This window comes from Exiguobacterium sp. s75 (genome assembly GCF_018617145.1).
GTDB lineage: Bacteria > Bacillota > Bacilli > Exiguobacteriales > Exiguobacteriaceae > Exiguobacterium > Exiguobacterium profundum.
On sequence record NZ_JACSJQ010000001.1, the window covers coordinates 831,511 to 855,770 of the forward strand.

The 24,260-nt window shown below is 48.7% G+C and carries 28 protein-coding genes, 1 other RNA gene and 1 riboswitch; of the genes, 10 read left to right on the forward strand and 19 right to left on the reverse strand.

Translation table 11 applies throughout. The annotated features are described in order from the left end of the window. Positions 1-10: 10 nt before the first annotated feature. From KNO68_RS04275 to rnpB, 8 genes are all read right to left on the reverse strand, one after another. On the reverse strand, positions 11-316 hold the full coding sequence (locus KNO68_RS04275) for a hypothetical protein (protein ID WP_078146956.1): 306 nt from the start codon (positions 314-316) through the stop codon (positions 11-13). A 15-nt stretch (positions 317-331) separates the two neighbouring features. After that, a complete protein-coding gene (locus KNO68_RS04280; RefSeq protein ID WP_012726366.1) occupies positions 332-886 on the reverse strand; it encodes a hypothetical protein in 555 nt (184 codons plus the stop codon). 79 nt (positions 887-965) lie between these two features. After that, positions 966-1,787, reverse strand: coding sequence for a YihY/virulence factor BrkB family protein (locus KNO68_RS04285; RefSeq protein ID WP_214684210.1), 822 nt, complete (start codon positions 1,785-1,787; stop codon positions 966-968). A 104-nt stretch (positions 1,788-1,891) separates the two neighbouring features. After that, entirely contained in the window at positions 1,892-3,310 is a 1,419-nt protein-coding gene (locus KNO68_RS04290; protein ID WP_215112121.1) for an alanine/glycine:cation symporter family protein, read from the reverse strand. Positions 3,311-3,369: 59 nt separating this feature from the next. After that, on the reverse strand, positions 3,370-4,272 hold the full coding sequence (locus KNO68_RS04295) for a Gfo/Idh/MocA family protein (protein ID WP_215112122.1): 903 nt from the start codon (positions 4,270-4,272) through the stop codon (positions 3,370-3,372). Positions 4,273-4,323: 51 nt separating this feature from the next. After that, on the reverse strand, positions 4,324-4,506 hold the full coding sequence (locus KNO68_RS04300; protein ID WP_148209436.1) for a hypothetical protein: 183 nt from the start codon (positions 4,504-4,506) through the stop codon (positions 4,324-4,326). A 119-nt stretch (positions 4,507-4,625) separates the two neighbouring features. Next, complete coding sequence (locus KNO68_RS04305) at positions 4,626-5,789, reverse strand: THUMP domain-containing class I SAM-dependent RNA methyltransferase (RefSeq protein ID WP_215112123.1); 1,164 nt, start codon at positions 5,787-5,789, stop codon at positions 4,626-4,628. Positions 5,790-5,913: 124 nt separating this feature from the next. Continuing rightward, an RNA gene (gene rnpB, locus KNO68_RS04310) (RNase P RNA component class B) lies at positions 5,914-6,281 on the reverse strand. Between the two features lie 120 nt (positions 6,282-6,401). On the opposite strand from rnpB, the gene KNO68_RS04315 reads away from it, so the two are divergent. Next, positions 6,402-6,806, forward strand: a complete 405-nt coding sequence (locus KNO68_RS04315) for a hypothetical protein (RefSeq protein ID WP_078146958.1) — start codon at positions 6,402-6,404, stop codon at positions 6,804-6,806. Between the two features lie 44 nt (positions 6,807-6,850). Here KNO68_RS04315 and KNO68_RS04320 read toward each other — a convergent pair whose 3' ends face one another. After that, complete coding sequence (locus tag KNO68_RS04320) at positions 6,851-8,299, reverse strand: S8 family peptidase (protein WP_215112124.1); 1,449 nt, start codon at positions 8,297-8,299, stop codon at positions 6,851-6,853. 94 nt (positions 8,300-8,393) lie between these two features. Then, the gene (locus KNO68_RS04325) at positions 8,394-8,801 is read right to left on the reverse strand and encodes a hypothetical protein (RefSeq protein ID WP_012726374.1); all 408 of its coding nucleotides are present in this window, start codon (positions 8,799-8,801) and stop codon (positions 8,394-8,396) included. A gap of 171 nt (positions 8,802-8,972) precedes the next feature. Here KNO68_RS04325 and KNO68_RS04330 point away from each other — a divergent pair, with 171 nt between their 5' ends. The 5 genes from KNO68_RS04330 to KNO68_RS04350 all read left to right on the forward strand — a co-directional run bounded on the left by KNO68_RS04330 (position 8,973) and on the right by KNO68_RS04350 (position 13,702). Continuing rightward, a complete protein-coding gene (locus tag KNO68_RS04330; RefSeq protein WP_215112125.1) occupies positions 8,973-9,860 on the forward strand; it encodes a hypothetical protein in 888 nt (295 codons plus the stop codon). Between the two features lie 77 nt (positions 9,861-9,937). Further along, on the forward strand, positions 9,938-10,603 hold the full coding sequence (locus KNO68_RS04335; protein WP_215112126.1) for a response regulator transcription factor: 666 nt from the start codon (positions 9,938-9,940) through the stop codon (positions 10,601-10,603). Next, positions 10,600-11,946 carry a sensor histidine kinase gene (locus tag KNO68_RS04340; RefSeq protein ID WP_078146963.1) on the forward strand — a complete coding sequence of 449 codons (1,347 nt, stop codon included), beginning with the start codon at positions 10,600-10,602 and terminating at the stop codon, positions 11,944-11,946. Before KNO68_RS04335 ends, KNO68_RS04340 begins: the two co-directional genes overlap by 4 nt. A gap of 68 nt (positions 11,947-12,014) precedes the next feature. After that, positions 12,015-13,028, forward strand: coding sequence for an ABC transporter permease (locus KNO68_RS04345; RefSeq protein WP_215112127.1), 1,014 nt, complete (start codon positions 12,015-12,017; stop codon positions 13,026-13,028). After that, positions 13,025-13,702, forward strand: a complete 678-nt coding sequence (locus tag KNO68_RS04350; protein WP_078146965.1) for an ABC transporter ATP-binding protein — start codon at positions 13,025-13,027, stop codon at positions 13,700-13,702. Before KNO68_RS04345 ends, KNO68_RS04350 begins: the two co-directional genes overlap by 4 nt. On the opposite strand, the gene KNO68_RS04355 is transcribed toward KNO68_RS04350, so the two are convergent. After that, positions 13,653-14,060 carry a hypothetical protein gene (locus KNO68_RS04355; RefSeq protein ID WP_215112128.1) on the reverse strand — a complete coding sequence of 136 codons (408 nt, stop codon included), beginning with the start codon at positions 14,058-14,060 and terminating at the stop codon, positions 13,653-13,655. The genes KNO68_RS04350 and KNO68_RS04355 overlap by 50 nt on opposite strands. A 180-nt stretch (positions 14,061-14,240) precedes the next feature. Between KNO68_RS04355 and KNO68_RS04360 the strand changes: the two genes are divergently transcribed. Beyond that, a complete protein-coding gene (locus tag KNO68_RS04360) occupies positions 14,241-15,164 on the forward strand; it encodes an alpha/beta hydrolase (RefSeq protein ID WP_214872609.1) in 924 nt (307 codons plus the stop codon). On the opposite strand, the gene KNO68_RS04365 is transcribed toward KNO68_RS04360, so the two are convergent. Next, complete coding sequence (locus KNO68_RS04365; protein ID WP_215112130.1) at positions 15,097-15,792, reverse strand: CPBP family intramembrane glutamic endopeptidase; 696 nt, start codon at positions 15,790-15,792, stop codon at positions 15,097-15,099. The genes KNO68_RS04360 and KNO68_RS04365 overlap by 68 nt on opposite strands. A gap of 86 nt (positions 15,793-15,878) precedes the next feature. Between KNO68_RS04365 and KNO68_RS04370 the strand changes: the two genes are divergently transcribed. Both KNO68_RS04370 and KNO68_RS04375 read left to right on the forward strand, forming a co-directional pair. Further along, positions 15,879-16,562 (forward strand): lytic transglycosylase domain-containing protein, encoded by a 684-nt coding sequence (locus KNO68_RS04370; RefSeq protein WP_251024917.1) that lies wholly within the window; start codon positions 15,879-15,881, stop codon positions 16,560-16,562. A 28-nt stretch (positions 16,563-16,590) separates the two neighbouring features. Next, positions 16,591-17,178, forward strand: a complete 588-nt coding sequence (locus tag KNO68_RS04375) for a DUF1643 domain-containing protein (protein ID WP_215112133.1) — start codon at positions 16,591-16,593, stop codon at positions 17,176-17,178. A 388-nt stretch (positions 17,179-17,566) separates the two neighbouring features. Here the strand turns inward: KNO68_RS04375 and KNO68_RS04380 are convergent, their stop codons facing one another. The 7 genes from KNO68_RS04380 to KNO68_RS04410 form a co-directional block, all read right to left on the reverse strand. Continuing rightward, positions 17,567-18,301: an energy-coupling factor transporter transmembrane component T family protein gene (locus KNO68_RS04380; protein WP_215112135.1), complete on the reverse strand. Its 735-nt coding sequence runs from the start codon at positions 18,299-18,301 to the stop codon at positions 17,567-17,569. Continuing rightward, a complete protein-coding gene (locus tag KNO68_RS04385) occupies positions 18,283-19,653 on the reverse strand; it encodes an ABC transporter ATP-binding protein (protein WP_251024918.1) in 1,371 nt (456 codons plus the stop codon). The genes KNO68_RS04380 and KNO68_RS04385 overlap by 19 nt, the downstream gene beginning before the upstream one ends. Continuing rightward, entirely contained in the window at positions 19,619-20,194 is a 576-nt protein-coding gene (locus tag KNO68_RS04390) for an ECF transporter S component (RefSeq protein WP_215112137.1), read from the reverse strand. The genes KNO68_RS04385 and KNO68_RS04390 overlap by 35 nt, the downstream gene beginning before the upstream one ends. Next, complete coding sequence (locus tag KNO68_RS04395) at positions 20,187-20,777, reverse strand: YkoF family thiamine/hydroxymethylpyrimidine-binding protein (RefSeq protein ID WP_215112138.1); 591 nt, start codon at positions 20,775-20,777, stop codon at positions 20,187-20,189. The genes KNO68_RS04390 and KNO68_RS04395 overlap by 8 nt, the downstream gene beginning before the upstream one ends. An 82-nt stretch (positions 20,778-20,859) precedes the next feature. Continuing rightward, positions 20,860-20,960: riboswitch (TPP riboswitch) on the reverse strand. A 59-nt stretch (positions 20,961-21,019) separates the two neighbouring features. Continuing rightward, positions 21,020-22,219 (reverse strand): GTP-binding protein, encoded by a 1,200-nt coding sequence (locus tag KNO68_RS04400; RefSeq protein ID WP_215112139.1) that lies wholly within the window; start codon positions 22,217-22,219, stop codon positions 21,020-21,022. A 112-nt stretch (positions 22,220-22,331) separates the two neighbouring features. Continuing rightward, entirely contained in the window at positions 22,332-22,598 is a 267-nt protein-coding gene (locus KNO68_RS04405; protein ID WP_078146973.1) for a hypothetical protein, read from the reverse strand. A 12-nt stretch (positions 22,599-22,610) separates the two neighbouring features. Beyond that, positions 22,611-23,492, reverse strand: a complete 882-nt coding sequence (locus KNO68_RS04410; protein WP_078146974.1) for an SMP-30/gluconolactonase/LRE family protein — start codon at positions 23,490-23,492, stop codon at positions 22,611-22,613. 191 nt (positions 23,493-23,683) lie between these two features. On the opposite strand from KNO68_RS04410, the gene KNO68_RS04415 reads away from it, so the two are divergent. Further along, on the forward strand, positions 23,684-24,235 hold the full coding sequence (locus KNO68_RS04415; RefSeq protein ID WP_251024844.1) for a class I SAM-dependent methyltransferase: 552 nt from the start codon (positions 23,684-23,686) through the stop codon (positions 24,233-24,235). The last annotated feature ends 25 nt before the right edge of the window (positions 24,236-24,260 follow it).

The window sequence follows — 24,260 nt, forward strand, 5'->3', positions numbered from 1 at the left end:
GTTTTTTGTTTTACATCGATGCTGCGATTAACCAGACACGAATCACAAACGGTACGAGAACCAACACGAACATTGCGTTTCGCATCCACCGATTTCGGTTCCAATAGTACGCCATTAGTACGAACGGATGCAATGCGACCAATTCGTATGGATTGAACCAAAACCATGTGAGAATCAGTACGATTAAGAAGTACAATACTGATTTTTCTTTCGACGTTCGGTATTCACGCCACATATCATAGGCGCCTTTAAAGAAAGCGATGAATGTTGCAATCCAGAATACGATGACAATCACATTATCAAATCCACTAAACAACTGAGTAACCACCTTTTAGGAAGGATTTTCTACATAAAAACCGCCCCAGTAAATATGACGGTACGTAAACTCTTTTCCACTTTCTACAGTAATCACAATTTCATCTTCCGTCAACACGAGGACATGAACCGGTACCTCACCTTGTCGAAGCATCGGGCTAAATAATTGAAACTGTTTGTTTAACCATTTGCGCTCTGAAAAGTTTTGATAGTGATGTAGAGAAAGCATCGGATGGCTCAAGTATGCAGCTCCAACTATCGCGACAGCGATCGGTGGCGCGCCGATTTCCATCATGAACGAGAAGACGAGAACAAGTGATAGCAATCCGTAACCGAACTCTACTAATTCCATGAGAGATGCCCGACTGGCTATCACATACTGAATTACACGAAACATGAGATACAAGATGATACTGACAATCAAGTACTCAGAGAATGGCGAATGGCGGAACGAGACGTCTAAATAGAACAAGACAGGTAACAGTAGGATCCATTTCCATAGATGTAAGGCGAGGTAAAACAATGATTGATCGATGAAACGACGATTGTGTACGAGCCGTTGCATATCCATGTTTCCCACCTCCGCTTTGATGATGTGACCTTACGATACCATTCCCTATTCTTTCGAATGATAACTAGCAATTACACGTCTAACGAAGTTTTTCTTTCCTCTCGATTAACGTCGCATTCAACAGCCCACCAAGCAAGATGACAGAGGCAGCGAGATAAAACCAAATCAATAAGACGATGAACGCACCGAGTTGACCATAAAACTGTTCATAGTTTGCAAATTGTGAATAGTAACTAAACACGTTCGAGACAAGCAGAATCCCTACTGTTGCAAAAGCGGCTCCGGCCCAACTATTTTTAAATGTTCCGGACACACTTGGCAACCACTTATATACAAATACGAATACAGTGAATAGAAGACCTGTTCCGATGATCCATCTGAAGTAAAACCAAATCTGCGCATATGTCGTGACAATCTCATCGATGAACAACACGTATGAAGAGATTTCTCGAAGTGCCGTCTCAATCACAGGGACAAGCAATGAAAATGGCAACACAAACATGAGCGCCAAGGTGATGGCGATATCCTGTAAGACGCCCCTCCAAAAGGCTTTATTACGAACAGCCCGGTAGGCATCGTTCAATGCTCGCACGAGAGATTGTACGGCCATAGATGAGATCCAGAGTGCTGGTAAGATACTGAATGATGCCAATTTCAATTTGGAGTTGTCGAATACGGCTTCAATGTTCCCTTCTAATAGCTTGTAACTGGCTTCAGGCATGATGAGTGATAACGCTTGAATCACATCGCCACTCGTAAACGGCAAAAATCCGACAATCCCTAATACGAATAATAGGAACGGGAACGTGGATAGAATGAAATAATAGGCCAACATGGCCGCTTGATCAAAAAATCGTTCCGTAAAAAATCGCTTGACGACTGTCAAAAATACTTGTTTCATCGATACTCTCTACTTTCTTTTAATAAAATAATAGCGGTATTTGAAATAAATAATTTGAAATGAAGAGGAAACCCCTGATGCCAGGGGCGTCCCAATGATGATCTTTAACTGATTTCTTCTATTTTCGTTTCCCACGCTTCGATGTGCTCTTTACCAGGAAGATCGACACCATCTTTAAAGAATTCCGGGTCTCTTCCTTCTTTCTTTTGAACCATATAGTCATCGAGGAGCGTCTTGGCGACTTTACTCAATCGGAAGATCGCATACATGTTGACGAGTGCCATCAGCCCCATAAAGATGTCGGCAATCGACCAGACGAGTCCCGCCGATCGTACTGACCCGAACATGACCATCCCGACAACGGCAATCCGATAGATAATCAAATACCGCTTCTTCTCAGAAATGAACTCGATGTTCGTCTCCCCATAATAATAATTGGCCAAAATCGAACTGAAGGCAAAGAGTAAGATGGCGATTGTCATGAGCGTCGTCGCAATCGGTCCAATTTCGACGAGAAGCGCCTCTTGGGCAAGCTCGATCCCTTGGAATGCTTCAGAGCCTTCGACACCTGAGATAAGGACAATCATCGCCGTTGCGGTACAGATGAACAATGTGTCCACAAATACACTAAGCGATTGAATCAATCCTTGTTTGACCGGGTGACTCACCTCAGCGGTAGCTGCGGCGTTCGGTGCAGACCCCATCCCTGCCTCGTTCGAGAACAGGCCTCGTCGAATACCTTGGAGGACAGCTGCACCGACCGCTCCACCGAACAACTGTTGGAAACCGAGGACACCTTCAGAGAAGATGGCCGAGAACACTTGTGGCACGACATCAAGATTCGTAAGGACGACCCAAATGGCTAGTAAGATATAACCGCCCGCCATGATTGGTACAATGATTCCCGATAAGGTCGAGATGGAACGAATCCCACCGAAGATGACGATAGCGGTGACAACGGATAAGATGATGCCGACCCAGACCGTATCGATCTCAAATACGTTATTAACGGAGAGTGCGATTGTATTTGCCTGGACGGAGTTGAAGGCAAAACCGAAGGCGAACGTAATCAAAATGGCAAATACGATGCCTAACCAGCGTGCACCGAGAGCGCGCTCAATATAGTATGCCGGACCACCACGCCACGCCTTGCCGTCATGCACTTTATACACCTGGGCGAGCGTACTTTCAACGAATGCCGACGCCGCTCCAATCAGTGCAATGAGCCACATCCAAAATACGGCGCCAGGTCCGCCTAAAGCGATAGCCGTCGATACGCCGGCGATGTTCCCCGTACCGACTCGTGCCGCCGTTCCGATGGCGAATGCTTGGAAAGATGAGACCTGTCCTTTCTCATGCTTGATTCCTTTCACGAATAAAAGTTTAAACATTTCCGGTAACATTCGAAATTGAACGAACCCCATCCGAATCGTAAAATAAAGACCTCCTGCAATCAATACGAAGATGAGAAGGTACGACCATAAATAGTCATTGATTTGCATAATCAGTTCACGAATATCCAACGAAATCGCCTCCTTTTATCGAGTTTTTACCCGGTCTGAATATGACGGAAACAGTATGTTCACCGCACTTCCTTTAGAATCTCTTCACAGAGACGATGTGTCTCGAGACTGTCTTCCGCGACAACGGAGGCGTTCGGTTCCCCACGAAGTAAACGTAAGAAGTCTTCCACAAGGTCGATAAAGCCTCGACGCTTTAAATTGGACTCCCACGGGTCGAGCGACCATTCCTTCACACCGTCTCGTCCATAGTCTGTAATCCGCTCCACATCGCGTGTGACCCGCTTCACGGTCGGTGACATGACCTCCATCACTTCTTCGGTACAACCGTTGTCTCGGTTCATCCAACCGATTGCTTCGATTCCCCCTGCCATGAAATGAATTATCACTTGTTTCAGCACATCCCCTTCAAATCGTGGTATCACGCGCAACCGCTCGACAGGCTGAAGATCGGTCAAATAACGGAGCGTATCGACGACATGCACGAAATCTTCGATCACAAATTCACGGAGCGTTGCCGGTTTATACGTTCTGTTCTTTTGAATGAAGACCATATTTTTTTCTTCGATTTGTTTGAGTGCCTGCGTGGCCGTCGCAAATCGGCGATTGAAGCCCGTGACGAGATGTACACCTTTCTCGTTAGCGAGTGCGACGAGTCGCTCCGTTTCTTCAAGAGTGAACGTGATCGGTTTGTCGATGAAGACATGCTTCCTTTGCCGCAGACAATACTCGGCTTGCTCATAGTGGACAGCTGTCGTCGAATGAATCATGACGGCATCGATTTCTGCCATCGGCACGGCGTCGAGCTCCGTATATCCTCCTTTAAAACGATAGGTCGAGATGACTTCGTGTAACTTTTGTTCATCTCTAGAGACAAGATACACATCGACGTCCTTTAATCCGGCATATACTGGCAGATACGCTTTTTTTGCCACGTCACCTATGCCTACTACCAAAATATTCATCTACTCACTCCTCCAATATTATGTAGAAAGCCCGAAGCGACTGCCTCGGGCTCACGTAATAGATACAATCTCAAAACTTGTGATCGGTTCACGAATCGCGTCAGATACAATCTGATAAGCCGCATGTAGTTCTTCTTGATTATTTAAGTCCGGCACACGATCCATTTCCACCTCGACCGTCCGAGTGTTTTGTTCTTTCGCATGTAACTGATATTCGACGGTATACTTTTCCATCATCTGTCCCCCTCTAATTATACATATGTTATGTATAACCTGTTAGACGGATGATGAAACAAGTGAGTTTGCTCTAATAAAATAGAAAATGACCGCTCAGTTGAACGGTCATGGATTCATTATTCTGATTTCGGTTTCTCGTCACGGTCCGGACGTGGACGGCGCTTTCCGAAGTATTGATAATATTGCGTTTCGATATTTCCGTTGTACAACTTCCGACGCTTCGTCGCAGGGCGTCCGTATGCCTTCTCGAAGTCTTCATAACTCGTCAACATGTAGACGCTGTAACCAGGGTATTTCGAATATTGTTCTCCGATTCGCTCATACAAGTCGATGATCTCTTCTTCTGACTGAAGTCGTTCCCCATACGGAGGGTTACCGATGATGACTCCGTACTCTTCTTTCGGCTTCAGTGCGGCTGCGTCACTATGGACGAACGTGATCGCATCGCGGACGTCAGCGAGTTCCGCATTGTCTTTTGCGAGTTTGACCATCCGCGGATCGAGGTCGATTCCATAGATTTTTAGCGGTTTATCCCACTCCGCCTTCTCATTCGCTTCATTAATTGCCGCATACCAAGCTTTTTTTGGGATGCATGTCCAATCTTGAGCGAAGTAATCACGGTTGATACCCGGCGCGATATTTCGTCCAATCATCGCCGCCTCGATGGCGAGCGTCCCTGAACCTGTAAATACGTCATAAAACGGCATGTCCGGACGCCAGTTTGTCAATTGAATCATCGCCGCTGCCATCGTCTCTTTGAGTGGAGCTTGCGAATGAAGCTCACGGTAGCCACGACGATGGAGCGGACCGGACGTGTCGATCGTGATGGTCGCCACATCTTTCAATAGGGCGACTTCGATTGGGAATTTCGCGCCTGACTTCGGCAACCATTCTCCCTCTTTACGATAGCCGCGTTGCATCGCTTCAACAATCGCCTTCTCCGTAATCTTCTGACAGTCACGAATCGAGAACAGCTTCGATTTGACCGAGCGTCCGTCGACCGTGAACGCCGCGTCCCACGGCATGAGGTTGGTCCATGGTAACGCTACGACCCCGTCAAACAATTCTGTAAACGTTGTCGCCTTGAACTCGGCAACGACGAGTTTGACCCGGTCTGCTGTCCGCAACCACATGTTCAGACGTGGGATGTCTTCTATTTCCGCGTCGATATAAATCCGTCCGTTCTCGACTTCGCACGTGTATCCTAAATCCCTTACTTCTTTTGCCACAAGTGCCTCGATTCCCATCGCTGCCGTCGCAATCAGTTTACGTTTTGCCATCTAAATCGCCTTCCTTCTACATAAATATCTTTCAGTCATTTTGTAAGTTGTAAAAAAATCATGAAAAAAGGAGCTCAAGTATATGTGCTTGAACTCCTTGTCGTTGTCAGTTGAGACTATGTTGTCCTGTAAGCCATGTTCTGTACTCCGGTGCTCATAACGGTCTCCCTGGCACGATGGAGTGACAATCATCTATCTGCGCACATCGGCGCCCTCCGTCCCGTTCGATTCCGGTCTGGAAGTTCCCCTACCATAGTTTGGGTTTCTCGCTCGTGGGGTTTACCTCGTTCCACTCTGAACGTTTCCGATCAGACTCCGTCACTGTGGCACTTTCAAGAAGCGTACACCATATCCGAGGACTTAGGTGTTTCTTCTGCCGTCAACTTGCGTTGCCTACACTTATCGTTTCGTGTAGCACGATCACTACAGCCATCACAGGCTGTGCGAGCATGGACTTTCCTCAAGACTTGCGTCCCGCGATTGTCCAGACCTCATAGTCACTTCAACCATTGTAGCTGAAATTTGAACGGTTGACAACTTAAATTTGAAACTTGATTTTACGTTCAGTCAGCGCTAAAATAAGGCGTGTTCATTGAATAAGGAGGGATTTTGATGCATCAGGATGCAAAAAACGGTTGGATTCAACGTCTGACTTATGTAATAGAAATCGATGACATTAAAGTGCTCCACCCGAACAACGGCGTGTTCGCCTTCTACCGAAATAATCGTCTCGTCCGAGGGTTTGAACCGTTCGATATCAAGGCACCGAACGAACTCTCGAAACGACCTTATCATTTTGACCATCACAATTTAGCACACCTCGAGGAGCGTTTCCCGGATGCCATTCCAGTATTCGATGAAACACATGAGACGCGTCGTGCTTGGAGCGACCGCATCCGAGTCGGCCTTTGCGAAATCATCCGAGATGGGAAACTCAGTTTCGAGCATATTGATGACCAAGGTAACGTATTAGAAGCGAGTATCCGTTGGTGTGGAGAAGCCATCACCATCGATTAAATAGAAGAAGCCGTCTCTCCGTTAGGAGTAGGCGGCTTTTTGTCTTATAAAGTCTCTGTGACCGGAGGCTCGTCTTCAATGATTGGTGGCTCATAAGATGTCGTCACCACTTTTTCGCGAAGGTCCGTCGGCTTCAGAATGACGGTCAACTTTTCCGCCGTCTCCCCTCTTACCGGGAATGTCCCAGCGATGTGGAGCGCTTCGTATAAGACCTTCCCATTTGAATCAAGTACCGTGACCGTCCCTTTTCGTGTCGTATGAATCGTGAATGTCCCTTCCTCCGACACCTTCACAGAAACTGCCGTCTTCAATGTGTTGACATAATCGATCGTTCGGCTCGTGTAGCGCTTATGTTTTCCGTCCGTTACTTGACCGACGATGCGGTATTGTCCGCTCGGTAGCCAATCCCCACTCGAATACATCGTGAACGACCGATTTGGAGTAAGTGTCTTAATTTTCTTGTTCCCTTGATACAGTGTGAACGAAGATTTCAAGTTCGAATGGTTCATGACACTCAACTTGACATCATTCACGTATCGGCTCTTCCACACCGAAGGGGCAGAGATATGAATCGGGCGAGCCGTCGCTTCTAATAGTTTCATTGTATTCAATTCCGTATAGGACTTGCCGGACGCTCGAGGCATCTTCGCAATTAACTGGTCGATCTCACCCGGTGTCAAATAAGGGTTGATCGATTTGACGAGCGCGAGACTCGCCGTGACCATCGGTGCCGCCATCGACGTCCCATCCATATAGATAAAGCGGTTGTTGACCCCGAGCGAGAGGATGTTCACACCTGGCGCCACGATTTTGACGCGATCGTCCATATTGCTAAAGCTCGCGAGACGATGTCTAGAATCAATTGCACCGACCGCGATTACTTCTTTCATGTTCGCGGGAAAGTTAATCGTCTGTTTTCGATCATTTCCAGATGATGCGACGATAATGACCCCTTTTGCCCTTGCCCGTTTGATTGATGCGGCCAAACGACTATCATAATCATCCCCACCAAGCGAGAGGTTGATGATGTTCGCCCCTTTCGCCACAGCCGTATCCACGGCATTAGCGACCGTCCAAGAGTCCGTTTTATCTTTATTCACCCCGTAAAACACATTATAGAAGTGGTAGCGGACGTTCGGCGCGAGTCCTGCAATCCCAAAGCGGTTATGTTTCCCGGCCATGATTCCGGCGGTATGCGTACCGTGAATATCCGCAGTATACGGACCTTTCATGGAATTGACGACACGAGGAACGTTCTTCAAATCCGTATGGTTCCGGTCAGCTGACGAGTCAATCAGCGCCACAACGATATCACTTGCGCCTCTCGTCTTACTCCAGGCCAAATCCGTACCGATTTGCTTCACATAATATTGACTCGTGACTTGTGGTTCTGAGACGACGTAGCCATGTTTCTTAAGGATGACTGGCTTTGCAGCATCTACTCCCACCGGCAGTAAAAGGGCAATCGCTGTCAAAAGGGCAATCTTTTTCATTCCTTCCGCTCCATTCCAAACTGATAAAGTGACTCCATTATCTCAAACTTTGGATTAGATTTCCCTTTTTTTGAATGAAAAGTTGTCGACAAATTCACCAATAGCTTGGCTCATCCGGATGTAACATATCAAACTCGACAATCCGTCCAATCGTCAAGTACGTATAGTAGCGCGCCAGTTCCACCCGGCTTGGGTCGGGACGAAATCCTTCTAAGTCCTCTCCGAGCGGGGAGCCGTCAATGGTCTCAAACTGCTGGCAAAAAAAAGACTCGGTTTCGGCGTCCCAGACGATACGATCTCCGATATATCCGCTTCCGAAGCGGATGTAATCGATGATGGACGGAACGATGACTTCTGCCGGCAAGCGTTCGCTCATCCGACCGACGAGCTCATATCGCAAGCGATCTGCCTGATCGGCTTCCTCGAGGGAGGCACATTTGAGTACTTCTTTATTGATTTCAATCAATACAACATAATCCCCTGGTTCAATGGAGAGCTTCATCGCCTCACCTCACTTTTCATACCTTCATCCGATTTTCTACAAGTCATTATTCGAGATAAATGGTGGGAATCCTGTCCATTCATCATTTTTTTCCAAATCGCAGTTGAGTTCACAACGGTCGAACTGTTTTTGTTATACTAATCATATGAATTGAGAGAGAGGAAGTGCACCATGGCCAAACGACCGCTGACCCCTCGAGAAAGTGAGTTGATTGCGACCGCGTTATTTGTTGTCGGAAGCGTTCCCTATTCAGGACATATCGATCGTCTCGAATCCCTCACCTTACGTGATATCGCTGATGACTATTTGAATGGAACTGCCACTTCCGCAGACGCGATCGACGCACTTGATCAATACATCTACGTTCGGCGTCATCGCTTCAAAAACGTGACCCCTCATAACCTCTGGACATTGGATGACCGGACGGAACAGGAAGCACTGCGTCATATCTCCAAGCGACCTGAATTGAAAAAGGGTCAGACGTTGAATAAACGGAATCAACCGTTTCAAGCGGGACAAGAGATTGAGTTCAAAGTGGACAAGCATGTCGACCGTGGACAATTCCGCATCTACATCGGAAAACTTCAAGGCTACACGTGTAAAGCCCAGTCAAAAGAACGTGAAAAGATGAAGTCAGTGTCAGGATGGATCACACATATCGACCCGAAAGACCGACTGGTTTTTGTCAACGTGACAGACTTCGGACGGATGCCAATCGAACCTGCAATGAAACAAGAACTTGAATCGATGAGCGCCTCGATGCTCGGTTGGTTCGCCACGGCAACAATCCCTTCTGAAGAAGAAGCACTCCTTGCCAAACAGATGATCGGCACGTTACAGCGACGCGATCAACCGTATTGGTTCACGTTGACGACCGCGTTGAACCACCCTCGCCCAGAACATGTGAAACGCTGGGGAACAGTCGTGAATCTTCTCGTCAAAGCGAGTAAAGGTGACCAAAAGGCCATCCAAACATTAGAGACACAAGAAGACAAATATTTTAAGGATGCGTTCATCCGCGCACTCCGTGCCCTTCATCAAGAGATGACGAAACAATAAAGCTGATACGACTCGAGGTGACTCCGCATGGGTCACCTCGTTTCGTGACGAACCTATTTTGGAAAGGAACGACCGATATGCGTATACTCATCGTAGAAGACGACCCATCCATTTTACGCCTTGTGAAGGAGACGTTCGAAGATGCGGGTCATGAGGTATTGACGGCGATGGATGGGAACACAGGCGAAGAACGTTTTACAACGCAACCAATCGATGCCGCAATCGTCGACATCATGCTCCCAGGGCTTGACGGTCGTGAGTTGTGTCGACGACTCAAGGCGACTCTTGATATACCCGTCATCCTACTAACCGCTCTCGATGAATGGGAGGATAAGCGCCAAGGGTTCGAGCATGGGGCAGATGACTATGTAACCAAACCTTTCATCCCTGAAGAGTTATTGTTCCGATTGCAAGCCGTCTCGCGGCGTTATCAACGCTCGGCTGCTTCACAAATTCAAGCCGGTCCTCTTCGACTCGATTTAAGAGAGTACGAGGTGACGCTTGAAGGGCAGCTGTTCTATCTTCCTAAAAAAGAGTTTGAGCTATTATTTCAACTCGCCTCTTTTCCGGGAAGAGTGTATCGTCGTGAGGAGTTAATTGATTTGGTGTGGGGATTTGATTTCGAGGGGGATGAGCGAACGGTTGATGTTCATATCAAGCGACTTCGTAATCGGTTCGATCACCCTGCTCTGACAATTCGAACGGTACGAGGTGTCGGATACGCACTCGAGGTGAACGGATGAAGACACTCTACACGCGAATCATCGTCACGATGTTCCTGATTTTACTTCTTTCCGGAGCCATCTCTCTGTTGATCAGCAATGTGGCTTATTATACGTGGTGGCAACCTTCCTATAGCGAGAAGACGGAACGGGTCGCCAAAATGGCGGAGTCGTATGTCGAGAATCATACCGATTTAGACTATGATGCCTTCTATACCTTTTTAGCCGCGACCGGATACCAACTGGTCGTCGTGGACTCCGCAGACGAACGTCGACGCTTTGGCGGTGCATTTCGAGACGAGACCATATCTGACGCGGTGATTCAGTCCGTACGGAACGGAGCTCCCTATCAGGGAATGCGTGACTTTCCGTTTCATCTCTTCTTGCTCGGATTGTTCGATAATGAATTGACGAACACATATGGATTTACACTTGAAAACGGAGACGTCATTTTTATCCGTCCGGACTTGAGTGCCCAAATCCGTGAGTTACATCTGTTCGTCGGTCTATTTTTCGCACTCGTGACCCTCTTGGCATTTGGCTTGATCGCCATTTCGACAAGGTCCTTGGTCCGCCCATTGCAGACGCTCACGAAAGCGACCACATCCGTCGCCATGCGTAAAGCTCCGGAACATCTCCCCGTCGAGCGTCAAGATGAGATTGGGACGTTGGCACGACAATTTCAACACATGTCGAACGAGATCAATCGGACAGAAGCGAGACAAAGACGATTCGTTTCGAATGTCTCCCATGAATTCCAATCTCCGTTGACTTCCCTAGTTGGCTATGCAGAAAAATTGGCTGACGGAACGAAAGGAGAATCGAAGGAATATGCGCGTGTCATCGAACAGGAGACGAAGCGTCTATCCCAATTGACGAAACAACTGCTGCTTTTATCACGATTGGATGAAAATCCACCGATTCTCGAGACGAACGTGAATGTGCTTCAATCGGTATCCGAAGTCATTCAAATGAACGCATTCATTCTTGATCAAAAAGGGATTGCCGTCGTTACTGACATCCCACAAGACGTAGTCTTGAAGAGTGACCCGGTTCTACTCGCACAAGTTTGGAACAACGTATTGGTGAACGCCGTCCATGCCTCACGTGATGGAGGCACCATCCACATCACCTGTACCGTTGATCCGGGTGTCGTCATCTCGGTTACAGATGAAGGGATTGGGATGGATGACGAGACAAAAGAGCACCTCTTCGACCGCTTCTATCGCGGAGACACGGCTCGAACGAGTCAAGGGACAGGTCTCGGTCTCGCCATCACCTCAGATATCATCGACCTACATGGCGGAAACATCACAATCGAGTCTAGCCTTGGAATCGGCACCACGATCCATCTACATTTTTGATGTCGTTCATATTCTGTTCATATTGGTTGCGTACACTTCCTTCATCAGCACTTGAAGGAGGTTTTTTTATGCAGTTAGGTTGGAAAGAGATGTGGAGACAGAAAAGAAAGTTCTCCATGTTGTTCGTGATCACATTTTTGATTGTCATGTTGACGACACTCATTACAGGGCTAGCAGACGGCCTCGCATATGATAACGGTTCTGCGTTGCACGAATTGAATGCTACGACGTATCAACTTGATCCGGACTCAGAAGGTCAATTGACACGATCGTTTATAGACGTCAAAGCGGATACTTCAAACGAAACGATGAGCGTCCGACAGCTCACGGTCACGATTGATGGAAAAAAAGAAGAGGTCACGCTATTCGCCCTTCCAAGTGGAAGTAATATTGGCCCAGGTACTTATCTAGAAACAGGTGAAGTCTTGTTTGACCCAAGTCTCTCAGAACAGCTTGGAACAGGTGACACGTTGACCGACTTTGCGTCCGAATATCGTTTTACGATCGCCGGTGAGGCGCCTGGACGCTACAGTCATGGACCGGTGATTTACACGACGAACGAGACGTGGTTTGATTATTTGAATCAATCCGAACAACGTCCATATGTATCTGCTGAGATTGGAACGGAATCCACGATGTCCGATGCGCTCGTCATGAGTCAACAAGATTTGATTGAGTCGGTTCCTGGATATAGTGCCGAACAGAGCACATTCACGATGATGCGTGCCTTTCTGCTCGTGATCGGAACGTTTATTTTGACCGCGTTCTTTTATTTGTTCACGCTTCAAAAGTTACCTGAGCTCGGAATTCTGAAGGCAATCGGCCTCTCCCCACGTATCATCGGACGGGCACTGCTCTTTCAGGTCATCGTCATCGTGTCGGCGGCAGTCGCCACATCGATCGGGGTCATGTACGTCGTCGATGCGTTGATTCCATCATCATTGCCGTTTCTCGTCGACTTCGGTCATGTCGCGCTATTCGGATCCATGTTCATCTTCTTATCTGTTCTTGGTGCGTTGTTGCCGTTATGGAAACTCCGTCAAGTCGACGCAATTGAAATCATAGGAGGGAAAGCATCATGAGGTTAAGCCATGTATCACATCAGTTTGACGGTCAGCTCGTATTGAATGACATCGAGTTACATGTTTCACCGGGGGAATGCGTCGCCATCGTCGGTCCGAGCGGTAGCGGGAAGAGTACGTTGTTATACATCCTCGGTCTGTTGCGAAAACCGGATCAAGGAGCATTTTTGATGAACGAGCGAGACGTATTCGAATTAGATGAGGAACAACGTCGTCTGTTACGCCTGCATGAAGTTGGGTTCGTGTTTCAACAGGCCCACCTCATTCCCTACTTGACGGTGCTCGAACAACTAGAGCTGATTCAAGAGAAGAAAAAGTTGGATGCGAAGCAACTGTTGATCGACCTCGGCTTAGGGCACCGTCTGCACCATCTCCCGGCGACCTTGTCAGGAGGTGAAAAGCAACGCGTGGCCGTCGCTAGGGCCCTCATCAACTCCCCGCAACTCATTTTGGCAGATGAACCGACGGCGAGTTTGGATTATGAGAATGGACGTCTTGTAATGGAACTCTTGGCCAAACAAGCGCATGAGGAAGGAAGACGTGTCGTCGTCATCACACATGATGAACGCATGCTCGATGTGTGTGATCGTGTCCTTCGCGTGATTGACGGTACCTTGACCGAGCTCAACAAGGGAGAAGGGCATCACAACCAATTTGATGCAGCTGATGAGTGAGCCATCCTCCAAAGCGAATGGCAACACGGATTGATCCATTTTCTAAAATGGTCGCCTCTTCGATGGTCATCAGTCGTTCGATGATATGATTCGATTCGAGTCGAATCCCCGAGAGACAGGAGAAAGCGCGGACGATTTCCTCTGGTCGACACTCGACTAGACGCGCAATCTCTTGCACCTCGGTGAGGAGGCTTGTTTTGTTGTATAGAAAATACCGGTCGAGTATAACATCAAATACGAGTCCGACAACCCGTTCATCACCTTCAAGCGTCCACGAGAACGTCACTCCTCGCTCAAGCGTTCCCTCTCTGTCGCTCAACACCCTTTGAATCATTCGATAAATCTCTGTCCTCTCCATGTAGATGCCCCCACCCTCCTACTATTGTCACTTCATCATACCGTTCTCTACCTAATCTTTCGATGTGTCGTCATTCATTTAATTCACCTGCTTATGTTACGTATGCCCTCCCCTTATGTAAGAAAACAGGACCGTATCGAGTCGTTTCGGGTACAATAACGTTGAAAGGAGTCGGTATCAATGCAACGAAAATGGAAAATTGGATTAGCATCACTTTTCACAGGTTATTACGCAATCAGCTACTATGCCTTCAAACGAATGACGCGAGGCAAACGAAAGACTCCGGAGATGTTACTCGCTCCATATACGGACGAAGATCGCACCTTTTATCATGACGTACCGTTCGAGCATGTCTCGATTCAATCGCGTGATGACTTTCGCCTCTACGGGCGTATCTATCGGAATGAAGGGTCAACAAAGTGGATTGTGTTCGTACATGGATATACCGCATCACATAGTTTCATGGCCCCTCACCTCGCCATGTTCCATCGACTCGGCTACAACCTGCTTGCCGTCGACTTGCGCTCACACGGGGAGTCTGAAGGGATTTATGCCTCATACGGTTTCCATGAAAAAGTCGATATGATCGACTGGGTGGACTGGTTGAAGAAAGAGGAAACAGTCGATCAAGTCGGGCTTCACGGCGTCTCAATGGGAGCGGCCACCGTCTTGCAGACGACTCCGCTCACAGACGTCGACTTCGTCATCGCTGAATGTCCGTTTGACGATATGAAACAATTGATGCGTTATCAACTGAGAGAGTTACACCACATCCCAGCCGAACTCATTTTACCAGGAATCGACTATTTCCTTTGGTCTCGTGCCGGCTTCACGATGCGACAAGTCCAACCGAAAAAGGCCGTCACGGAAACGACGACCCCAATCCTATTCGTGCATGGTTCAAAAGATGATTTCGTGCCGACGTGGATGTCGGTCGAAATGAATGCCTTGAACCGAAAGAACGATTTGTTGTTAATTGATGGGGCAGAACATACCGATTGCATGATCAAGGACGCTCTCGCCTATGAGGAGGCGGTCACTCGCTTTTTGCATCGACATGGATTGGACCGGCAATCAAATCTAGAAGTACATGTAACACCATGACCGGCCAAAGGACTCCCATCCCTAAATAGAGGATGCCTAATCCGAATCCAACAATCCCTGTCGTAAATACTCCCTTTATCCCTTGATAGGCGTGGGCCACGCCGAAAAGGGCGCCCCCGATTAGGGCGAGAGTCACATCTGGCACCTCGATATAGAGGGAAATCGTGTATAGCAGGACACCTCTGAATATGAATTCCTCGGTCACGCCAGCCGTGACCGAGACGGCGTTCCACGCCTGTTCTTCTGCTTTTGTCCGGGGTAGTAGCAACTTCTCTAAATCGAGCTCATAGTAAGGGCGTAATACATGTCGGAGACGTGCTGAAGTTTTGACCAACAGATAAAAGATGAGTGTCACGGTGACTAGGATGCATGACAAGTAAAAAACTTGCCAAGCCTGTTCGTTCCCCGCTTCTGGTGCGAATGTCAATCCAACTTCCACTGGCGGTACTTGAAATAAAAAGATGAGGGCGACAATCAACAAGGTCAGTCCCCATGCTGACTTCACGGTTTGTTCGTACACCCATGCCCGTCCTCTCGTTTCAATCAAGGGACGAATCAATTTGGCATTAAAGATCTGAACGATCAGCATGTAGCCGATGATGGCTGTAAAAATCAAACGTTCGAGCATCCATATCCACTCCTGTCCTTCCTCTTAGCTATATGCTACACTATTCGGGTATTGTCTAAAAGCTAGGAGGCGGTATCTTGAAACGTATGATGCTGCGACTGACCGGTTTCATCATTGTGCTCGTGCTTTTGCTCGGGGCAGTCGGCTGGCTCGGTCAACATGATAAAGTGAACAATGGATTGTATCGAACCTATTATGGAGAGAACGGTGTTCCGAACACGCATCTGGCCGTCTATCAAGACGCTGCTGAAACATATGACGTGGACTGGCGCCTACTGGCAGCCGTTCACCGTGTAGAGACCATCTTCTCACACAGTTCGTCGATGCGTTCGTCTGTCGGCGCGATTGGGCCTTTTCAATTCATGCCCCGTACTTGGCTCGGTTGGGAATATGATACCGATGACCAAAAAGGCGATGTCCCAGAAGACGAAGTGGATTTGACGGACCTTGCCTTGATTGAACAGTATGGCGGACTCGGTCGCGACGGGAACGGCGATGGAAAAGCTGATCCACACAGTCTAGTTGATTCTGCGCACACGGCGGCGTATTATTTAAGTGAACACGGTGGAAAAAAGACAGATTCAGTCACATCCGTCCGAAACGCTATCTTCGAATACAATCGAAGTGAGCAATATGTCAATGATGTCATGACGTACTTCGAGAACTATGAATCAAGCGTGACGTTCATGCCTGATGAGCGCAATACGCTTAGTCAACGAGTTGCTTATTACACGATTCGATATGTCGAGTGGTTCAAAACGCTCGGCTGATGCTTACATGAAAAAGTGAGGAATGGAAATGAACACGCATGTAGAAGAAGTAACCATCCGCGTCAAATCAATCTTCAATGAAGATAAAACGAAACGCTATATGCGAACGTATGAGTTCACCGATGTGGAGGATGGCGTCATCTGTGCCGTCATCATTTACTCGCCGCGGATGAGCGATGCCTTTTTGTCCGGCACGACGACACAGCGTGCTTATATGTTGATGCAAAATCATTTGTCACAACCGATTCGAGAAATGCGGGTCATCAGTCTCGTCCCGACACTCGCCATCAATGACAACCTTCCATACGTGGAGTCTCAACTCGATGAGACGAACTACCATTACGTCGAAGAGACGTTACAAGAGGTAGAAGCAAGCGGCGGGATGATCATCGTCGGTTGGGGGTCTCCAGGTCGCTTGATGCACCACTCGACATCTTACAAATCGCTCTTTGCGGATTATGAAGCGAACATGTATTGCATCGGTACGACAGCAAAAGGCGAGCCACAACAGATTCGAATGGCCAACGAGAATACCGTTCTCGAGGCGTTCAACAACGAATCGGTCAAACCGAAGTTTCGCATCGTGAAAGAAACGAAAAAAGACGACTCTCCGTGAGTCGTCTCAGGCTGTTGATGAATCAAATCGCCATGTGCGATTTGATTCTTTTTTATGTTTAACGAGTTTGAGGCGTTCTGTGCGAAGTGGACGTAGCGTTTACCAACTTATTTCTTCGCTTAGACCGTTTCGAAGAATAGATCAGGTTATTTCTTTGGAAGACGAGGCGCCACAGAAAATAGCTAAATGAGCACTACAAGTGTTGGCCATTCGTGTGACTCGTCCTACGGCGCCGCGACTCCTACAGGAACGCAATCCAACGGAGACCCAGCAGCGACTTCAGTCGCGATGCGGCTCCGGGATTGCCTGTGGAAAGCGTTGGCGCCGGAAGGACGAGTTCGAACATATTATTTGTTAACAAGCTGACGACTCTCCGTGAGTCGTCTTTTCATATGCCGATCCAAATGGAAAGGCCAAACAGTGTGAAGAATATACCGGACCATATGTAATCGGACGGTTTGACGTCAATCCGCTCATAGACGGTCCGTTTCCCACTCGTGAAACCCCTCGCCTCCATAGAGAAGGCGACCCGTTCCGCACGTCGGATCGAACCTGCCAACAGCGGGAGAAGGAGTTTCGGTACATGTCGAATCCGTTCCCATTTCGTATCGAGCGGAACGCCGCGAAGACGATGCGCGTATTGAAGCTGATACATCTCCCGTTGCATCAACGGAAGGAAGCGGAATCCAACGAGCGCGCTATAGGCAATCGTCGGTGAAAGCCTCGCCTGTTGCATCAAACTCATGACGAAACGTTTCGAATCGGTCGTCAACATGAAGAGAAGCGACAACACGGTGAACGCCAATACACGGAGACTAAGAGACGTAGCGACGCGCGCCTCTTCTTTTGAGATATCTTGACCGAGAAGCGTCACCCACGTCTCTCCCCCGAGCTCCTTCCCAAACACGAGCGTCGTCCAAAACGTCCCGAGCGCCGTGACGAGAAATGGGATCAAGAACAGGTTCCACTTCTTCCAGGACACGTCTGTCGCCAGCAATTGAATCGTCAACGTACCGACGATGATGACGAGCGGGGTCCACGGGTTATAAAACAAGGCAAGCCCGAACATGATGATCGTCATCGTCACAAACTTGATCGTCGGATTCATATCATGGAGTGACATCGCTTTCGACCTCCCGTTAATCGATAATGACGAAGTCTCTCCGTGTCCAGCCAGAGCTCATCCCCGAATGGTCCTGAGAGTTCCCCGTCCTTCATCAAATAGAACGTATGGGCGATATTGGCGAACGATAAGTCATGGGTCACGAACAAGATCGTCTGTCCCTTTTCCGCATGTTGCTTCATCAAAATCTCTAGTGCATGGAGTGACGGTTCATCTTGGCCAGCCGTCGGTTCATCGAAGGCAAGCAACTGTTTGTTAGATAGTAACTGAATCCCGACGGCGAGTCGTCGCTTCTGTCCATGACTGAGCGACAATGGATGGAGGACTCGTTTATCCTCGAGGGATAGCTCCTCTAGTACGTTATCAATCGATTCCTCATGACCAAACTGTAGCTCTTGCTCGACCGAGTTCATGAAAAATAAGTGTTCCGGAGATTGAGGGACGAGTCCGACCCGGCGGTCAGACTCCGTCAAACTTCGTAAAAACGTCGACTTTCCACTCCCATTTGGTCCCAATATGGCAATCACTTCCCCGATACGAGCTGTTAGGGTCACTCCTTTTAATCGAAATGTGTCACGCTCCACCTCGTCGACCACATAGTGTTCGACTGCATGACGTGGCAATGACGATCGTGTGAATGAAAAATCATCGACCGGTTGAAACGGCTCGTTCCGCACAATCCGTCCTTGATCGAGTTCGATGTGCCAATCAAAAAAGTCTCCCCACAAGTGCGCGCGATGTTCGACAACGATCACGTTCACGTTGTCCAAGTGATCGAGCCAGTCGACGAATCGATTCGCGGTCATTGGGTCAAGGTGTGTCAACGGCTCATCGAGAAGCAACCATTCCGGTTGTCCGACCATGGCGCAAGCGACGGCGATCCGCTGTTTCTCCCCTCCTGACAAGGAATCGATGTGACGATTTCGGTAATCGGTCAGTTGGAGTGACTCGAGAATCTCCGTCACGCGCTGATCGATGACCTCGACCGGCGTCTGCAAATTTTCGAGTGTGAAGACGAGTTCCTCTTCCACCCGTTCCATCACGAACTGCGTGTCCGGGTCTTGGAATACCGTCCCGACCCGCTGATTGATCTCGCCTGGTGCGTAGTCGTCGTGTGAGCGTCCCAGTAGTTCGAGTCTGCCTTCCAGGATCCCATCACAATTCTCTGGATAGAGACGGTTGAACAGCGCGAGCAGGGTCGACTTCCCGCTTCCGCTCGCTCCTGTCAAAATCGTGCGTCCAGGTTTTATGGATAGTGTCACATCTTTTAAGATGGTGTCCAGACTTTCGGGGAATCGGAATGAAAGCGATTCTGTCTCAACCATGGACGTTCCCACTCCGAGCGATCGCATAGCCACGAAGCGACCCCGTCTTGAGCAACAGGTCACTGAGCAACTTCCCACCGATTCCTGCGATGACCATGCCACTGACCGCCCGCAGCCCGAACATCGTCGCCACATATCCCGGTTCGAGCACCGCAAATCCGCTCATGAAGTAAGTGTACACGAAACTCGTGACGGCCGAGCCAAATCCAGCAAGCATGAGAACCCAAAGCTCGTATCGACGATAACCTGTCATCGCAAAGACTGCTTCCGCCCCAAGACCTTGGACGATGCCGACCAAGATGATGCGGGGTCCGATTGCATTCCCAATCAACATTTCAATCGTCGCTGCCATCACTTCCGAGATGAAGGCCGCACCCGGCTTCCGAATGATATACGCCGAGATGATTGACACGATGAACCAGATACCGAAGATCCACTCATAGGCGATCGGTCCAATCAACCCTGCCCATAAGTTCCCGATATGAACAAACAATAAGTAGACGACGGCAAAGACGACAGACAATACGGAGACGAGGACGACCTCTTTCAATTTCCACGATTTAAGCATGTTGTCCTCCATGTGACGGACTGTTCACACTGAACGTCACCGTCATGACGACGTGTCGATTCTTCTCGCGTGTCCGGTTGAACGCCGACTCGTAATACGAGAACACATCATCCAAGTTCCCATGAATGCCTGACGCGTAGTGCATGGAGTCATTATAGACACCCGCCTGTTTCGCTTGCTCGATTTCATCATAGATGAGATCCATATAGTTCTCCGCCCCCATCGGATAAAGCGCGAACTGTGACGAGACATACTGTTCTCTTGAAATTCCATTCAGTGGTTGTGGTGGTGCCTCGAGCACCTCATCCCCTGCCGAATCTCCCGGACATCCGACAGAGAAGGTTCCGCTCATCGAGACATGGCGTCCTTCCTCCGAAGCCAGGCTTAAGACGGTCCGTGCGACGTCGAACACGTGCTCGGCGCGACCTCGGATCACGGTCGACACGTCATCCGTATGTCGCCACACACCCGTCATATTCGTTTCTTTCAATGCCCCTTTGATCGTCCTGACAAAGTCATCTGTCATCGGGCTAAGCGTGAAGCGAAATCCGACAATCGGACTCGTGCCACATGATTCATTCATCTTGTTTCCCCCTCTATATGTGTTTGCATAAAAAAAGCCGCATTCATGAGAATGCAGCAACAAAATCTATACAAACTTGCATAGAGAAAGTGCCGCACTTCCTCACGCCAGTATTACCTGGATCGAGTTATAAGGGATCGGAGCCATGCTCACATCTCAGCCGAAGCACCCCTAGTGCAGTCATTGATATGCGGTTACTTATGCAGTCACAGTATAGCGATGTTTCGTCAGTTTGTAAACGGTCAATCTGAATAGGTGACGAGTTGGCCAGTACCAGGAAGTGGGTCATGGAACGAATCCCACTCCGCTACCATCTCCTCATCCGTCAACAAGCAGGCGTCAAGTGATTGCTCGACCGCCTCCCGGTCCATCCGTTGACCGATAAGGACCAATTCGTTCTGTCGGTCTCCGTACGGCTCGATGTAATCTTCACGCAGCTCAGGTTCTGAGACGAACATGGCCTCTCGTTCACTCTCGGGAAGGGTCGCTAACCAACGACCGGCATGTTCGAGCGTCGATGCGTATCCGGCCTGGGAGAAGAGACAGGCAAGGTCGTTCCGTGACGCGATCCACAAGAAGCCTTTGGCACGGACGATTTCTTCAGGATAGTGCTCCATCCAATTCATCAAGCGCTCAGGGTGGAACGGTAGACGACGACGGTAGACGAACGAGCTGATGCCATACTCCTCCGTTTCCGGCGTATGTTCTTCTGCCTCAAGTTCTTGAATCCATCCCGCCGCACGCATCGCCTGATCGAAATCGAACAACTGGACGTCGAGTAGATCGTCTAACGCTACGTCGGAGTATGTTGAAGTCAATAATCGCGCGCTCGGGTTGAGTGTCTTAAGTAGCCCCTTCATCTCCTGCAGTTCCGCTCCAGACACCCGGTCTGCCTTATTCAACACGATGATATCCGCAAATTCGACTTGATCGACGAGTAGGTCGACGACTTCACGTACGTCACCTGTATCGACGGCTTGTTGACGTTCCATGAGCGATTCACCAGAATTGAAATCTTTGAAGAAGCGGTACGCATCGACGACAGTGACCATCGCATCGATATAGACACGGCTCGTCAAATCGATTCCGAGCGCATCATCGGCATACGTGAACGTCTGCGCAACGGGAATCGGTTCTGAAATCCCAGAAGACTCGATGATGATGCCATCGAGGTCACGATCGTTTGTCAACTCATAGACCGCTGTCAGCAAATCCTCATGTAGGGTACAACAGATGCACCCGTTCGGGAGTTCGACTAATTTTTCATCGGTACGGGAGAAACCACCCTGTTCAATCAATTTCTCATCGATGTTCAACTCGCTCATATCGTTCACGATGACCGCATATTTTTTATCTTCCCGGTTATGTAAGATGTGGTTGAGCAGTGTCGTCTTTCCGCTACCAAGATAACCCGAGAGTACGGTAATTGGAATTCGTTTCATATTGATGAACCTCCTTTAAATCGTAATCATTACTTTTTATATACTGTAACGACTGATTCGATTTGTCAACAAAAAAAACACGCCACACGGACGTGTTTTGAAAAACATGCTTTTATTCTTCCAACGCTTTTCGTTCTGCTTCCGAGCGGGGATAGGCGTTCGCTTGCCACTCCGCCCGATAGATGGAGTCGAGTTGCGTCAACCCGACCTCATCCACGTCCTTGTCAGAATCGACACTCGGCACCTCGTCCCATTTCGGGTCGAGATAAGAATGATCTTCTTCCCGCGCTCGATTTTCTTGCAACTTTTGAATTCCCATCTTGACCGCTGCCGCAACTGCCAACCCAATACCCGCTCGAACTAACAGTCGTTTCACCATTGCATGTCCTCCTCAACGCCCAAAGCGATAAAGCGGCATCCCTTTCACCTCTGTATCGATGATAAATACCGATCCAGCATCCGGATATTCGGCTAACGCTTCCTCATCCATCCCCTCACGAGCCGTCGTGATGGCCAATCGATTGAGCCCATCCCCGATGAAGGCGCAGGATGTGACATTCGGTGCAGGAACGTGAACTTCTAACAGCTTTTCACCGGTTGATGGATTCCAGCGAGATACTTTGCTTCCGGCGTAATGCGCAATCCATAAACATCCTTCCGTATCTGATGTCATACCGTCTGGGAAGCCATCCTCGTCCGCGAAATCGATGACGACCTTTCCATTTGATAACGTACCCGCCTTCAAATCGAAATCATATTGGCGAATCGTTTCAGTCGGTGTATCGATATGATAAAAAACGGAATGGTCAGGAGACCACGTCAACCCGTTCGAAAGTGTGAGCTCATCCATAAGTGTCGTCGTCGTACCATCCCGATCGACACGATACAATGTCGCTTGATTCTCTTTGTCTTCGAGATGAAGTGTTCCGGCGAAAATTCGACCGTATGGATCGGCTTTTCCGTCATTGAACCGCAATTGACCGTCCGGATCATCCAACTCGACAATCTTCTTCAAGTCCCGATTGATCTCATCCCATTCATAAATGCCATCCTTCAAGCCGAGGACAACGCCATCCGTCACTTTTGGAATAACGAAACCGACTTGTTTCCTGACTTCAAACGACGAGATTTCATCCTCACGTTCATCATACCACCACAATGTATGATCTTCGATATCTACCCAATAAAACCGCTTTAACTCAGCATCCCAACACGGACCTTCACCAAGCGTATTTCGTACACGAATCCACAACGACGCATCTACTTTCTCCATCACTTAGCCTCCACTCTATCCATTAGTTCAGAAATCTATTCCCCTCTCGCATCGGGACTATGCATGAATCCAGAAAATCGTGATGGATTTTCACCGTCGTCTGTTCGTTTTGCTATAGTGAAAGAAACGTAGCGAGGGAGTGAATGGCTTGTCGAAATGGGATGAACGATTTAGTTCGGAAGAGTATGTGTATGGGACAGAGCCAAACGAATTTTTACGCGAATGGGTCACGTCTCATCAACCTGAAAGAAAACGTGTATTGGCCATCGCGGAGGGCGCGAAACGCGGTGTGGCTCGCCACGCTCGGCTTTGAAGTCGAGATATGGGACGTTTCTATAGCAGGGATCGACAAAGCGAAACGCTTGGCGACGTCACGAAACGTGTCCATTCAGACGAAACAGATCGACTTGAATGAAGCCGATTGGCCAAACAAGGCGTATGACATGGTCATCTGTATCTTTGGCCACTTTCCTCCACACGTCAGAGAAAAGGTGTTTACGGGTATTCAACAAACGCTTCGACCTGGTGGTTTGTTCCTGAGTGAAGTCTACGCTACACATCAACTCGCTTACGGGACAGGTGGACCAAACGACGCCTCATTCCTTTACACCGAAGAGATGTTCCACCAACTAGGGGACGATTTCGTACCGCTCGTCTTACATGAGACGGTCGTCTGGCGAGAAGAAGGCACGCTCCATCACGGCGAATCCGCTGTGATTCAATACGTCGGGCAAAAACGATAAACGAATGGCCTCCCCGAGATTCGGA